Annotated in this window: 11 protein-coding genes and 3 pseudogenes; 8 read left to right on the forward strand and 6 right to left on the reverse strand. The window is 74.7% G+C overall.

Features of this window, described 5'->3' with window-relative positions:
* Positions 1-188 precede the first annotated feature (188 nt).
* From treY to BJF83_RS25830, 4 genes and pseudogenes are all read left to right on the forward strand, one after another.
* A pseudogene (gene treY / locus BJF83_RS00770) lies at positions 189-2,577 on the forward strand (malto-oligosyltrehalose synthase).
* Positions 2,578-2,821: 244 nt separating this feature from the next.
* Positions 2,822-3,765 (forward strand): annotated as a pseudogene (locus BJF83_RS00775) (putative RNA methyltransferase).
* 156 nt (positions 3,766-3,921) lie between these two features.
* Positions 3,922-5,693, forward strand: a pseudogene (gene treZ / locus BJF83_RS00780) (malto-oligosyltrehalose trehalohydrolase).
* 176 nt (positions 5,694-5,869) lie between these two features.
* Positions 5,870-6,175: an alpha/beta fold hydrolase gene (locus tag BJF83_RS25830; RefSeq protein ID WP_143831733.1), complete on the forward strand. Its 306-nt coding sequence runs from the start codon at positions 5,870-5,872 to the stop codon at positions 6,173-6,175.
* A 4-nt stretch (positions 6,176-6,179) separates the two neighbouring features.
* Here BJF83_RS25830 and erm read toward each other — a convergent pair whose 3' ends face one another.
* Together erm and BJF83_RS28160 are read right to left on the reverse strand one after the other, a co-directional pair.
* Positions 6,180-6,980 carry an ErmE/ErmH/ErmO/ErmR family 23S rRNA (adenine(2058)-N(6))-methyltransferase gene (gene erm / locus BJF83_RS00790; RefSeq protein WP_075924764.1) on the reverse strand — a complete coding sequence of 267 codons (801 nt, stop codon included), beginning with the start codon at positions 6,978-6,980 and terminating at the stop codon, positions 6,180-6,182.
* Positions 6,981-7,259: 279 nt separating this feature from the next.
* Positions 7,260-7,391: a hypothetical protein gene (locus BJF83_RS28160; RefSeq protein ID WP_262391212.1), complete on the reverse strand. Its 132-nt coding sequence runs from the start codon at positions 7,389-7,391 to the stop codon at positions 7,260-7,262.
* A 64-nt stretch (positions 7,392-7,455) separates the two neighbouring features.
* Between BJF83_RS28160 and BJF83_RS00795 the strand changes: the two genes are divergently transcribed.
* On the forward strand, positions 7,456-8,157 hold the full coding sequence (locus BJF83_RS00795) for a class I SAM-dependent methyltransferase (RefSeq protein WP_075924765.1): 702 nt from the start codon (positions 7,456-7,458) through the stop codon (positions 8,155-8,157).
* Between the two features lie 89 nt (positions 8,158-8,246).
* Here BJF83_RS00795 and BJF83_RS00800 read toward each other — a convergent pair whose 3' ends face one another.
* Positions 8,247-8,972 (reverse strand): response regulator transcription factor, encoded by a 726-nt coding sequence (locus BJF83_RS00800; protein ID WP_075924766.1) that lies wholly within the window; start codon positions 8,970-8,972, stop codon positions 8,247-8,249.
* Between the two features lie 807 nt (positions 8,973-9,779).
* Between BJF83_RS00800 and BJF83_RS00805 the strand changes: the two genes are divergently transcribed.
* From BJF83_RS00805 to BJF83_RS00815, 3 genes are read left to right on the forward strand one after another with little or no spacing between them, the layout of a single operon-like run.
* Positions 9,780-10,379 carry a TetR/AcrR family transcriptional regulator gene (locus BJF83_RS00805; RefSeq protein WP_075924767.1) on the forward strand — a complete coding sequence of 200 codons (600 nt, stop codon included), beginning with the start codon at positions 9,780-9,782 and terminating at the stop codon, positions 10,377-10,379.
* Positions 10,376-11,236 (forward strand): ABC transporter ATP-binding protein, encoded by an 861-nt coding sequence (locus tag BJF83_RS00810; protein WP_075924768.1) that lies wholly within the window; start codon positions 10,376-10,378, stop codon positions 11,234-11,236. The genes BJF83_RS00805 and BJF83_RS00810 overlap by 4 nt, the downstream gene beginning before the upstream one ends.
* Positions 11,233-12,747, forward strand: a complete 1,515-nt coding sequence (locus BJF83_RS00815; RefSeq protein ID WP_075924769.1) for a hypothetical protein — start codon at positions 11,233-11,235, stop codon at positions 12,745-12,747. The genes BJF83_RS00810 and BJF83_RS00815 overlap by 4 nt, the downstream gene beginning before the upstream one ends.
* 9 nt (positions 12,748-12,756) lie before the next feature.
* On the opposite strand, the gene BJF83_RS30205 is transcribed toward BJF83_RS00815, so the two are convergent.
* From BJF83_RS30205 to BJF83_RS30215, 3 genes are read right to left on the reverse strand one after another with little or no spacing between them, the layout of a single operon-like run.
* Entirely contained in the window at positions 12,757-13,080 is a 324-nt protein-coding gene (locus BJF83_RS30205; RefSeq protein WP_316042168.1) for a hypothetical protein, read from the reverse strand.
* Positions 13,068-13,838 (reverse strand): MFS transporter, encoded by a 771-nt coding sequence (locus tag BJF83_RS30210; protein ID WP_316042169.1) that lies wholly within the window; start codon positions 13,836-13,838, stop codon positions 13,068-13,070. The genes BJF83_RS30205 and BJF83_RS30210 overlap by 13 nt, the downstream gene beginning before the upstream one ends.
* Entirely contained in the window at positions 13,835-14,023 is a 189-nt protein-coding gene (locus BJF83_RS30215; RefSeq protein ID WP_316042170.1) for a hypothetical protein, read from the reverse strand. The genes BJF83_RS30210 and BJF83_RS30215 overlap by 4 nt, the downstream gene beginning before the upstream one ends.
* Positions 14,024-14,042: the final 19 nt, after the last annotated feature.

The raw sequence follows: 14,042 nt of genomic DNA on the forward strand, positions 1-14,042 counted from the left end.
TTCAAACCCTCTCGTCGATGTCGGTGGGCGCGGGCGCGGGTGCGTCATCGCAGGTGGTGGTGGGACGCCGACGAGTCTAGCCATCGCCGGGCGGGCCCGCCCAACGCGGTTCCGTGTGGGATGCCGCTCATCGAGCGGTCCGCACGCCGTGCATGACACGCGCGCCGCATGGGCAGGTGTCCTGCGTGATGAGCGCACACGACACGACCGCCACGGCCGCGCCGACGTCAACCTACCGCCTCCAGCTGCGGCCCGGGTTCACCCTCGCCGACGCCACGGCGCTGCTGGACCACCTCGGCCGGATGGGGGTCGGCGCCGTCTACCTGTCGCCGCTGCTGACCGCCGCGCCCGGATCCCAGCACGGGTACGACGTCGTCGACCCCACCGAGGTGGCCCCGGCCCTGGGCGGCGACACCGCCCGCGCGGCCCTCGTCGCCAAGCGCAGACCTGGGCATCGGCGTGGTCGTCGACATCGTCCCCAACCACATGTCCGTCGCCGACCCGGCCGCCAACGCCTGGTGGTGGGACGTGCTCGCGCACGGCCGCGACTCCGTCCACGCGCGCTGCTTCGACATCGACTTCGACGCCGGTCCGCTGATCATCCCCGTCCTGGCCGACGACGGCGACGGAGGCCGTGCCGCGCTGGACGACCTCGCCGTCGCCGACGGCTGTCTGGCCTACCACGACAGGCGCTACCCCCTCGCACCCGGCTCCCACACACCCGGCGACACCCCCGACCAGGTGCACGAGCGCCAGCACTACCGGCTGGTGTCCTGGCGGCGCGGCGACACCGAACTCACCTACCGCCGCTTCTTCGACGTCAGCGACCTGGCCGCCGTCCGCGTCGAGGAGCCCGGGGTCTTCGACGCCGCCCACGCCGAGATCCTGCGCTGGGCCGACCTCGGGCAACTGGACGGACTGCGCGTGGACCACGTCGACGGCCTCACCGACCCCGGCGGCTACCTGCGCCGCCTCGCCGAGCGCTTCGACGGGTGGGTCGTGGTCGAGAAGATCCTCGCCCCGCACGAGACACTTCCCCAGTCCTGGCCCGTCGACGGCACCACCGGCTACGACGCGCTGCGCGAGGTGTGCGGCGTCTTCGTCGACCCCGAAGGCCTGCCGGAGTTCACCGCGCTGGCCGTCGAACAGGGCGTCGACACGGACACCGGGCACGCCGACGCCCACGCCCGCCGCCAGGCCGCCACCCGACTCCTGCACGCCGAGGTGCGCCGGATCGCCGCGCTCCTTCCCGCCCAACCGCCCGCCAGCACCCCCCGGCCCTCCGCGATGGCGGCCCGCCAACGGGAGGAGGCCGTCGCCGAACTCCTGTGCTCCTTCGACGTGTACCGCTCCTATCTGCCCGAGGCGGAGGCCGCCTGGGACCGGGCCGTGCGCCGTGCCGCCGACCGGCGACCCGACCTCGCCTTCGACCTGGCCGTCATCGACCGCCGCGTCCGCGCGGACCCCCGGGGCGAACCCGCCCGCCGCATCCAGCAGACCAGCGGCATGGTCATGGCGATGGGGGTCGAGAACACCGCCTTCTACCGGGGCACCCGGTTCGTCGCGGCCAACGAGGTCGGCGGCGACCCCGCCCACGCCGCGCTGGCCCCCGAGGAGTTCCACGCCCGCGCCGCGCACCGCCAGGCGACCACCCCGCACACCATGACCGCCCTGTCCACCCACGACACCAAGCGCTCCGAGGACGTGCGCGCCCGCCTGGCCGCCCTGACCGAGATCGCGGGCGAGGCCGCCGCGGCCGTGCGCCGCTGGACCGACCGCCACGCCCTGCCCGAACCCGCCCTCAACCTCCTGGGCTGGCAGACGCTCGTCGGCGCCTGGCCGATCGGCGAACGCCGCCTGTCCGAATACCTGCTCAAGGCCGCCCGCGAGGCCCGCCTGGGCACCTCCTGGACCGACCCCGACCCCGACTTCGAGGAACACGTCCGCGCCTGGCCCGCCCGTGTCCTGGGCGACCCCGGGCTCAGCGCCGAGGTGGCCGCGATGGTCGACGCCGTCTGCGGCGCCGGATGGAGCAACTCCCTCGGCCAGCGGACCCTGCAACTCCTGGGCCCCGGCGTCCCCGACGTCTACCAGGGCGCCGAGCTGTGGGACCTGTCCCTGGTCGACCCCGACAACCGCCGCCCCGTCGACTGGTCCGTCCGCGCCGACCTGCTCGAACGGATCGAACGCGGCTGGCGCCCACCCGTCGACGACACCGGCGCGGCCAAGCTCCACCTCGTGCGGGCCTGCCTTCGTCTGCGCCGTGAGCTGCGCCCCGGCGGCTACCTCCCCCTCACCGCCACCGGCCCGGCCGCCCGCCACGCGCTCGCCTTCGCCCGCACCTCGGCCGGGAGCCGCCGCCCCGACGTCGTCGCCGTCGCCACCCGCCTGCCGCTCACCCTCGCCGCGGAGGGCGGCTGGCGCGACACCGTGCTACCGCTCCCGTCGGGCCCCGGAACCTGGACCGACCGGCTCACCGGCCGCGAACTCGCGCCCGCGCGCCTGGACGGCTACACCCTCGCCCCCCTCGCCGACCTGCTCGACCACTACCCGGTGGCGGTCCTGGTCCGCGCGTGAGGTCCGGCCGACCCGCCGCGGACCGGTCACCGCCCCGACCGGTGGGGGCGGCGGGGATCTCCGTACACGTCGGGCGGGGACGTCAGGGGGCGGGGCCGACCGCCTCCCCGAACCGGCGTGAGCCCGAAGCCGGACCCGGCCGGGAGCCGCCGCGGCGATGACCGTCCCTGTTCCCCGCGCACGAGCGGACGCACCCGGTCACCGGTCCGGGTACGGGCGGACCCATCGGTAGGCTGAAGCGATCATGGCGCCCACCGACACCCCACACCACACCGGCCCCAGGCTGCGCATGCCCGACGCCGTCGCCGCGGCCCTGGCCTGCCCCACGTGCGGCACCGCCCTGGCGCCCGGCCCCCGCGGGCTGGAGTGCGCCGCCGGGCACTGCTTCAATGTCGCCCGCGAGGCTACGCCAGCCTGCTCACCGGCGCCACCCCGCCCGGCGCCGGGGACAGCAGGGAGATGGTCGCCGACCGGCTCCGCTTCCAGCACGCCGGTCACTACGACGCGATCGGCCGCGCCCTGGCCGACACCCTCGACCGCCAACTCAGCGACCGTCCCGACCCCCTGATCGCCGATGTCGGCGGCGGCACCGGCCACTACCTCACCCAGGTCCTGACCGCACTGCCCGACGCGGTCGGACTCACCCTGGACGTCTCCAAGTTCGCCGCCCGCCGCGCCGCCCGCGCCCACCCGCGCGGCGGGGCCGTCACCGCCGACGCCTGGCGTGCCCTGCCGCTGCGCACCGGCGCCGTCGACGCCCTGCTCAACGTGTTCGCACCGCGCGCCGCCGCCGAGTTCCGCCGGGTCCTGCGCCCAGACGGCGTCCTGGTCCTGGTCACCCCCGCACCCGACCACCTCGCCGAACTGCGCGCGCCGCTGGGCCTGCTCGACGTCGATCCCCGTAAGGACGAGCGCCTGGCCGAGGGCCTGCACGGGCACTTCGCGCCCGCGGGGGAGCGCGAGGTCCGCTTCACCATGGACCTGACCCGCGACGACGCGACCACCGTCGTCGGCATGGGACCCAGCGCCCGCCACATCGCCTCCGACGACCTGCGTGCCCGCGTGCGGGCCCTGCCCGAGCCGACGCCCGTCACCGCCTCGGTCCGCGTCCACGTCTACCGGCCCCGTGAGGACTCCGACACCGCCGCTCCTCGGCGGGGTCGGCCGAGAGCGGAAGACCCCGCGTGAGCGGGCGGATCCTGACGTTCGCCCCGTGCCCCTCCCGTGAGCGCTGGACCTGGGTTCCTGCGGCGCGGGGCCGAACCCGGTGGCCCGCGACGGGGCTGGGCCCCGCGTCGCGCCGGCCAGGGGTGAGAACGGCCGGCGCCGGGTAGGCCACCCGGCGTGAGCGAACCGGACACCTCCACCAGCCCAGGTCTGGGCGTCCACGGCGACTTCGCCGTCTGGGCGCCCCACGCCGACCGCGTCCGACTCCGCGTCGACGGCACCGACCACCTCATGCGCCGCGGCGCCCGCGGATGGTGGTCCGCCCACGTCGACGGCGCCGGACCCGGCACCGACTACGGCTACCTGCTCGACGACGCCCCCGAGGTCCTGCCCGACCCCCGCTCCCGCTGGCAGCCCGAGGCGTCCACGCCCCCAGCCGCGTCTACGACCACGCCGCCTTCGCCTGGACGGACGCCGCCTGGACCGGCCGCCCACTGCCCGGCGCGGTGCTCTACGAACTGCACACGGGCACCTTCACCCCCCGGGGCACGCTCACGGCCGCCGTCGACCGCCTCGACCACCTCGTCGACCTCGGCGTGACCCACGTCGGACTCATGCCGGTCAACGCCTTCGACGGAACCCACGGCTGGGGCTACGACGGGGTGCTGTGGTCGGCCGTCCACCAGCCCTACGGCGGCCCCGACGCCCTCAAGGCCCTCGTCGACGCCTGCCACGCACGCGGACTCGCCGTCGTCCTGGACGTGGTGCACAACCACCTCGGCCCCTCCGGCGCCTACCTGCCCCGGTTCGGCCCCTACTTCGACGGCGAGACCGCCTGGGGCCCCTCGCTCAACCTCGACGGACCCCACTCCGACCCCGTCCGCCGCCTGGTCCTCGACAACTGCCTCGACTGGCTGCGCCACTTCCACCTCGACGGGCTGCGCCTGGACGCCGTGCACGCCCTGCGCGACGACCGTGCCACCCACCTGCTGGCCGAGCTGTCCGCCGAGGTCGACGCGCTCGCCACCGCCCTGGGCCGCCCGCTGTCCCTGGTCGCCGAGTCCGACCGCAACGACCCGCGCACCGTCCTGCCCCGGCAGGCGGGGGGCCTGGGGATGACCGCGCAGTGGTCCGACGACCTCCACCACGCCCTGCACACCGCCCTGTCCGGGGAGACCCACGGCTACTACCGCGACTTCTCCGGCCCCGACGTGCTGCCCGCGGTCCTGCGCCGCGTCTTCTGGCACGCGGGCACCTACTCCTCCTTCCGCCGCCGCACGCACGGCGCGCCGGTCGACACCGCGCGCGTGCCCGGCAGCCGCTTTCTCGCCTACCTGAGCACCCACGACCAGATCGGCAACCGCGCGCGCGGCGACCGCATGGGCTCGTACGTGTCGCCGGGTCTGCTCTGCTGCGGGGCCGCGCTCGTCCTGTGCTCGCCCTACACGCCCATGCTGTTCATGGGCGAGGAGTGGGCGGCCACCACGCCGTGGCCGTTCTTCGCCTCCTTCGACGACCCCGAACTCGCCGAGGCGGTCCGCCGGGGGCGGCGCCGCGAGTTCGCCGACCTGGGATGGGCGCACGAGGAGATCCCCGACCCGATGGACCCGGCGACCCGCGCCGCGGCCGTCCTGGACTGGGAACAGCGGTACCGGGAGCCGCACCGCCGCGTCCTGGACGCCCACCGCTCCCTCATCGCCCTGCGCCGCGCCGAACCCGACCTCGCCGACCCCCGCCTGGACCGCTTCGAGGTGCGGGCCAGCGCCGACGGCCGCCAGCTCGTCCTGGTCCGCGGGGCCCTGCGCCTGGTGTGCAACCTCGCCGACGGCGCCGCCCGCGTCGAACTGGACGCGCCGCCGCGCGAGGTGCTGCTGGCCACCGGTGGGCCGAGGAACGCCGGGGCCTCGGTGACCCTGCCCGGGGAGTCCTTCGCGGTGCTCCGGGTCTGACTCGGCCCACCCGTCCAGGAGAGGTGGCCCGGCGCCGCGCGCGGGAACCGCGACCGCGGGTCCGCCGGGCGCGCCACGACCGTCTGCGGCGGCGTGTACGCTCCGGTCGACCGATGATCCGACGGGATGACACCGTCCCGTGCGAGAGGGAGGACGGCATCCGTGGCCGACACCGTGTGGCACCTCGACGAACGGTTCGACGCCCCGAACGGGACGGTGCGCTGGACCAGGCTGGGCGAGGGCGCACCCGTCGTCCTCCTGCACGGCACACCGCCGAGGTCGAGGACGCCTACGCCGACCTCGACCTCCCGGCGCTCGTCGTCTGGGGCCGCGAGGACACCTGGCTGCCCCTCGAACGCGGTGAACGGCTGGCCGCAGCCCTCCTCTGGGCCCGGCTGCACCCCCTGACGGGCGCTGGGCACCTGGTCCAGGAGGACGCACCGGCCGAACTGACGGCCGCCCTCCTGGACTTCCTCGCCTGAGCGCCTACCCCTCCAGCGCGAGGAAGAGCGCCAGCCACTGGCCGGGCGTCACCAGGCCGACGGGCGTCCCCGGGGCGACCCCGGCCGCGCGCAGCGCCGCGTCCACCCGCCGCGCGGGGTGGACGCGGCGCAACGAGGCACCCAACGACCCGCCCGTGCCGCCGAACCCCAGCTCGACCATCCCGCGGTAGGCGCCCCTGCGCTCCCGGGGCAGCAGCGGATCCGGTCTGCGCCGGAGCACCAGCACCCCGGAGTCGACCCGGGGGACCGGCCGGAACCGGCTCCGATCGATCCGCCCGGCCAGCGACCACGACCACTCCGGCCAGGTCAGCACGGTCAACCGGGTCCAGCGCCCGTAGGCGCCGGTGCGCTTGCGCGCGTACTCCAGTTGGGTGACCAGCGTGGCCGAGGTCAGGCCGGGCGCGTCCAGGCACCAGCGGACGATGTCGGCGGTGCGCGCGTACGGGATGTTGCCGACCACGGTGAACGGGCCGCGCGGCGGTCGAACGCGCGTGAAGTCCGCGCACACCACCCGCACGCCCCGATCCGGGTCGCGGTAGCGGGCGGCCAGGCGCTCGGCCAGGCGGCGGTCGATCTCGTAGGCGATCACGTGCCGGGCGGCTGGGGCGAGCAACCGGGTGAGGGCCCCGTCGCCGGGGCCCACCTCGACCACCAGGTCGTCGGAGGTCACCCCGCAGACCCGGACCACGTGCCGGGCGGCGCGGGGGTCGGCGAGGAAGTTCTGGGAGAAGCGGCGGCGGCGGTCACCGGCGGAGCCGGGGCGCGGACGCGTCGTGCGAGCCATGGAAGGGTCCGATCCAGCCACGCGTGTGGCGGACGTGGACGGGCGGCACGGACGGGCGCGACGAGGCGCGCACGCTGGAAGGAGAAGGGGTCCGGGCGGCCCGTCCGAGACGGTTCGGGGACGGGACTGGACCTGGACCGGTACGCGCGCACGACGGCTGGAGCCCGCCGTCCGCACACGGCGGCGCGCGCACGTGCGGGCACGTCGGCGCCGGGGTGGGGCGGCGGGCGGTCACCGTGGGACGGAGCCGCCGGGTTCGGGGGGCTCGCGGAAGGCGTCCTAGTCCAGGGACCCGGACCGGGGACGCACGACGCGGTCGTGGGCGCTCGCGGACCAGGACTGGACCTGGTTCACGATCGCGTGGAAGCTGGCCATGCGCCCACCGTAGGAGGACGCAGCCTTCGCGGGCAACAGGTTTTCCACAGCTCTGGAAATGCGGTGGCGGGCCGCTCGCCCGCGACGACATACTCGCGGCATGCCGAACTTCGCGGACTTCGACACCCGTCACTACCGCACCGTCGACGTGGCCTCCGGCTACGACGGCTGGTCGAGCACCTACGAGGACTGCGTCCTGGACGCCATGGACCTGGCCCTGCTCGACGGGCTCACCCGCCCCGACTGGTCCGGCGTGGCCCGCGCCGCCGACCTGGGCTGCGGAACCGGCCGCACCGGGGCGTGGCTGCGCGCCAGGGGCGTGCCGCACGTGGACGGCGTCGACCTCAGTGAGGGGATGCTCGGCCTGGCCCGCCAGCGCGGCGCGCACACCACCCTGGCCCGGGGGGACGTGCGCGACACCGGGCTGCCGGGCGGCGGCTACGACCTGGTGATCTCCTCACTCATCGACGAGCACCTGCCCGACCTCGCCCCCTACTACGCCGAGGCCTGGCGGATCGCCGCGCCCGGCGGCGCTCTGGTGCTGGTCGCCTACCACCCGCAGTTCGTCATGGTCTCCGGCATGCCCACCCACTTCACCGACGCCTCCGGTGAGGACATCGCGATCAGCACCCACCTGCACCTGCTCAGCGACCACACGAGCGCGGCCATGGCCGCCGGGTGGACCCTGGCGGAGCTGGCCGAGGCCACGGTGGACGACACCTGGGTGGCGGCCAAGCCCACGTGGAAACGGTTCCGCGGTCACCCGATCTCGGCGGTCATGGTCTGGGCCAAGCCCGAGTGAGTCCGGGTCAGGTGCGGGTCAGCGGGTCGAGGCGCGGGGCACTGGAACGCGGTCACCCGCGCTCGCGCCGTCCCCTCGGGCTCGGGCGCTCAGTTCTGGACGTACTCCGCGCGCACGGCGTAGATCGCGGCCTCGGTGCGCGAGTGCACCTGAAGTTTCTCCAGGATGTTGCGGACGTGGTTCTTCACGGTGTTCTCCGTGATGAACAGGCGCGTGCCGATCTCCCGGTTGTTGAGCGAGCGCGCCAGCAGCTTGAGCACCTCGGTCTCCCGTGGCGTCAGTTGCGGCAGGGGAGGGGTGCTGCGCGGGGTGCTCTCCTGTTTGGCCAGTTCGGCGAACTCGCCGATGAGTTTGGTGGCCATCACCGGATTCACGAACGACCGGCCCGCGGCGATCGCGCGGACGGCGCCCGCGATGTCGGTGACCCCGATCTCCTTGAGCAGGTACCCCGTGGCGCCCGCCTTGAGCGCGTCGAAGAGGTCGACCTCCTCGTCGCTCATGGTCAGCATGATGAACTTGACCCGCGGCAGCGCCTCGCGGATGCGCGAGCAGGCGTCGATGCCGCCGACCTGGGGCATGCGCACGTCCATGAGGATGACGTCGGGGTGGTGCTGGGCGGCGAGGTGCACCGCCTCCTCGCCGTCCCCGGCCTCGCTGACCACGTCGATGTCCAACTCCACGTCCAGGACCGACACCAGACCCCGTCGGAACAGGGCGTGGTCGTCCACGACGAGGACGCGGATGGGGGCGGACGGGGCGAGGGGCTCCTCTTGGCCCGGATCGGGGGTGGGGGGCTGGGGGGGTGGCGGGCTCACGTCGGTGGCCTTTCTCGCGCATGACAGACCAGAGGATCCACGCCCCCCGCCCGTGCTGGGTGTGGTCCGGTGGCGGGGAACGCACCGGGAAGGGAGTTTCCACTTTAGGCAGGATTCTCGCGGTCTACCGCGGAATCACGTGAACCTACTCGACGGTATCCCGGTCATCTCACCAGGAAACGGGCAGAAAGCGGGGGATTCGCGGGCTCGTGCGCCGTGCTCCTCTTCGTGAGGGATGGCAATGATGCCCGTTTTGGTGCAGACCGAAAGTGGAGTTCTCTACGGAAGACGCGGCTTCCTTCCGCGTCGGCGCCGCACGAGCGCACGCGCCCTGCCCATGCCGTTCCCGTCCCGACCCCTGCAGAAGAACGGGTTCTCGCATTCCATCGTCCCCGGCCGATTCAGATAGTTGCAGAACATGCAGGTCCAACCGCTGTCGAGGCGGGGATGGAATCGTTTCTCCGGCCGGGGGAGTGAGATGCGACTCATCGAGCGGACTCTCTTTCCTTGGATGTGCCCATGCTTCCACGGGCCGCGCGGCGACAGCGGTTTTTCGGGCTCTTCCGCGCGTGGAATCCGGAGCCGGGGGACCGGGTCGCTCAGCGGGGCGGGCTCCGCCGTGGTCGGGCTCCCCGGGGCGGTTCAGTACGGTCACCGGCGTGTCGCGGTGCGCCGGGCGGGTCGCCCGGGCCGCTTGTCCACGGCGACCAGGGCGGTGGGTCGCGGGGTCGGCGCGTCCGGACGCGGTGCTTGCCCGCTCAAGATGTTCTCCACTAACATATTAGTCACTAATATCTTGGGGGACGGATGTCGGACTGGCGGGCGGACAAGCGGGCGCGGACCCGGGCGAGGATCCAGGACGCGGCCCTGGACCTGTTCGCGAGGCACGGCTACGACCAGGTCACCGTGGAACGCGTCGCCGCCGCCGCGGGGGTCTCCCACACGACGTTCTTCCGGTACTTCCCCACCAAGGAGGACGTCGTGCTCCGCGACGACTACGACCCGCTGATCGCGCGCTACGTCTCCGCCAGGACCGAGACCGACTCGGTCGAACGCGTCCGACTGGGCCTCGCCGACGCCTTCATGCACCTCGACACGGCCGCGCTGGAGACCGCCCGCGAGCGCACGCGACTGATGCTCTCCGCGCCGAGCCTGCGCGCCCGTGTCTGGGAGAGCCAGGTCGCCACCCAGCGGCTGCTGGAGGAGGTCCTGCACGGGTCGACGCCCGGGCCCGTCCCCCTGGCGACCCGCGCCATCGCGGCCGCCTGCACGGCCGTGCTCACCACCACGGTCGCCACCTGGGCCGAGGACGGCCCCACCGGAGCCCTCCCGAGCATGGTCGACGAAGCCCTCGCGGCCCTACGCCCTCCCACGCCCGTGACCTGGGCGCAAAGGCGGCAGCCGTGAGCGCGATCCACGTGCGCGGTCTCACCGTGCGGTACCGCGGGGCGTGCGCCCCCGCCGTGGACGGCATGGACCTCACCGTCGAACGAGGCGAGGTCTTCGGCCTCCTCGGACCGAGCGGAGCCGGCAAGTCCACCGTCCACCGGGTCCTCACCCGGCGGATCCGCCGGTTCGGGGGGACCGTCGACGTGCTCGGCGCCCCCGTGGGCCGGGGCCGCGACCGGGACTTCTTCGAGCGGATCGGCGTCGCCTTCGAACTCCCCGCGCGCCTTCCCGCCCTGACCGCTCGGGAGGACCTCTCCGCCTTCGCCGCCCTGCACCGCGGGCCCACCGAGGACCCCGGGGAACTCCTGGAACTCCTGGACCTCGCGGAGGCCGCCGACCGCAGCACCGCCGGGTTCTCCAAAGGCATGCTCGTGCGCCTCAACCTGGCCCGGGCACTGGTCAACCGGCCCGAACTGCTCCTGGCGGACGAGCCCACCGGCGGGCTGGACCCGGTCCGGGCCGACCGCGTCCGGGAGGTGCTCAGGGACCGGGCCCGTCAGGGGGCCACGGTCTTCGTCACCACGCACGACATGCGCACCGCTGAGAGCGTCTGCGACCGGATCGCCCTCGTCGTCGACGGGCGTGTCCGCGCCGTCGACACGCCCCGGCGGCTGCGGCTCGCCCACAGGAGCCCCGGCGTCGTCGTGGAGTTCCGCAGGAACGGGCGGCTGGAGCGGCGGGAGCTTCCGCTGGACGGCTTGGCGGAGCCACTGGGGATCCCCGGGGCACGCGTGGAGACCGTGCACAGCCGGGAGGCCACACTCGACGACGTCTTCGCCCGCGTCACCGGCCGACGGATGGGACGGGAACCGTGAACGGCGTACTCGGGCGTCCCCGGGCCGCGCTGGTGTGGGAGGCGCGCACCCACGCCAGGCACGGCACGGCGGTCGCGGCCGCAGGCCTGGCGCTGGTGTGGGCCGCCGTCGTGCACGTGCTCCCCGAGGCGCCGGGCCGCACGGTCGCCGGGCTGCTGCTGTACCTGGACACCGCCGGGTTCGGCGTGCTGTTCGTCGCGGTCCTCATGCTCGGCGAGCGCACCAGTGGGGCGTGGGCGGCGCTGGCGGTGAGCCCCTTGGGCGCGGGGGAGTACCTGACCGCCCGGCTGGTGGCGTTCACGGTGATCGCCGCGGTGGCCGCCGTGCCGATCACGGCCGCCGCGCGTCCCGTCGGCGGTCTGGCCGGTGCGGTCGTGGCGGTGGCGGGCACAGCACTGCTCGCCGTGTCGCTGTGCGCGGTGTCGGTGGCCGCGTGCGCGTTCGCGCGGGACGTCGCCACTCTGATGGCCGTGGTTCCCCTCTGCCTGGGGCCGTTGCTGGTGCCGCCGCTGCTGGTCGCGGCGGGCGTGGCCGACCATCCGCTCCTGTACGCCGTTCCGAGCACGGCCGCCCACACGCTGGTGCGCTGGGGACTGGACCCCGGATCCGTGCCGGTGCCGGGGACGGCGGTTCCGGTGTTGGCGGCGGTCGCCGTGCTCGCGGCGGCCGGGGCCTGCCTGTGGGCGCGGTGGGCGCTGGTGCGGGCGCGCGCGGTCGAGGGGTCCCGGCCGCGGTGGAGCCGTGTCCGCTGGGGTGGGCGCCCCAGCCGCGGCCCTCGTGTGGCGGGGCGTCCCGTGCGGGTGCTGACGTGGGTGGACCTGCGTCGCGCGGGCACCGACGGCATGGTGTGGGCGCTGCTGGCCGGGCCGGTGGTGGTGGCCCTGGGGCTGCGCGCGGGCCTGGCGTTCGTGTCGGATCTTCCCGTGGCGGCGGGTGTCGACGTGGCGGGGTGGCGCCCGGTGCTCCTGTCGGCTCTGGTCCTTCTGCACGTGCCGATGATGGCCGGGTCGGCGGTGGCGTTGCGTGCGGTGGAGGACCGGGAACGGGGCGCCTTGGCCCTGTGGGGGGCCTCCCCACTGGGCACGGGCGCCTACCTCGCCTCCCGTGCCGCGGTCGCCGCCGGGGTGGCGGTGGCGCAGCTCGCGGTCGTTCTGCCGCTCAGCGGACTGGTCGACGGCGGTGCGCGGTCGGTGGCCGGCGCGATTCCGGCCGCTGGACTCCTGGCCGCCGCACTGGCGCTGGCGGTGGTGGCGACCGCCAGGGACCGGGTGCGCGCCCTGGTCGTCCTCAAGGGCGTGGGCGTGCTCTTCGTCCTGGCGCCCGTGGCGGTGTGGGCGCTCCCCCCGCCCTGGCCGTGGTTCCTGCTGCCCCTGCCGGTGACCTGGCCCTTGGCGGCCCTGCCCGCCTACGGCCTGGCGCCGGTCGTGCCCGCCGTACTGTCCGCCACCGCGGCGGGCGTGCTGCTGGTCGTGGGCGCGTGGCGGTGGGCGTGCGCGGCGGTCGACGGGTGAGGTGCGCGCTCAGCTCCGCTCCGGCCGGGTCCCGTTCAGGGCGGCCTCGTCCAAGCAGACCAGGACCACCAGCGGCGCGGCCATGAGCGACGCCATGACCGCGAACACCGCGCGCAGTCCCACGAGTTCGGCGAGCAGACCGCCCAGGGCCGCGCCCAGCGGCATGGTGCCCCACGCCACCAGCCGGTAGGCGCTGTTGACCCGGCCCAGCAGGCCGTCCGGTGTGACGCGCTGGCGCAGCGACACGGTGATGACGTTCCACACGGCGATGCTCGCGCCCCCCACGAGGAATCCCGCGCCCACCAGGAACGGGTTCGAGGTCAGGGCGGGCACGCCCACGAGCGCGGCGAAGCCACGACCGACGCACGCAGCGCCCAGGCCCGGCCGAGGAGCCCCTCCACGCGGTCGGCCGTCAGGGAGCCCGCGAGACTTCCCCCCGCGATGGCGGTCAACAGCAGACCGTAGGCGGGCTCGGTCAGGCCCATCGGGGAGCCGGGACCGACCGCGAACAGCACGAAGACCGCGAACGAGGCGCTGATGGCCAGGTTGGACACACCCACCAGGACCGCGAACACGCGCAGGAGGCGGTGCCGCCACAGGAAGCGCAGTCCCTCGGCGATGTCGGCCCGCACGGTGGTGCGGGTGGAGCGTTCGACCCGGAACCGGCCGCGCACGAGCAGCAGCGCGCCCACGGCCGCCAGCCAGAGCACGGCGGGGGCGGCGAACGCCGACGCCAGACCCAGCGCCACCAGCAGTCCGCCCAGCGGAGGCCCGGCGAACTCGTTGGCGGTGAGCTCGACCGAATGCAGTCGCCCGTTGGCGCGGGAGAGCCGACCGCGTGGGACCACCTGGGGAAGGATCGACTGCGCGGAGGTGTCGTACACGGTCTCGGCGGCGCCCGCGCAGAACGCCAGGGCGTACAGCACCTCGATCGATCCGGTGTCCAGGACCGACAGCGCGGCCAGGGCGCCGAGGAGCGCGGCGCGCGCGATGTTGGCCCCGAGCATGGCGGCGCGCCGGTCGACGCGGTCGGCGAGCGCTCCGGCGGGCAGGGCCAGCAGCAGCCAGGGCAGGCCCAGAGCGAGGGTCACACCCGCCACGAGCGCGGGCGCGTCGGTGTGGGCCAGGGCGGGGCCAGCGGCAGGGCGACCTTGAGCACGCCGTCGGCCAGGTTGGACAGGCCGGACGAGGCCAGCAGGAATCCGAAGCGGGTGTCCGGGGCACGCCGGGCCGCGTCGGGGGCCGGGTCCGGTCGCAAAGGGGAGTCATTGAACATAAATCGAGAATGACCGATC

Source organism: Nocardiopsis sp. CNR-923, from assembly GCF_001942255.1.
GTDB lineage: Bacteria > Actinomycetota > Actinomycetes > Streptosporangiales > Streptosporangiaceae > Nocardiopsis.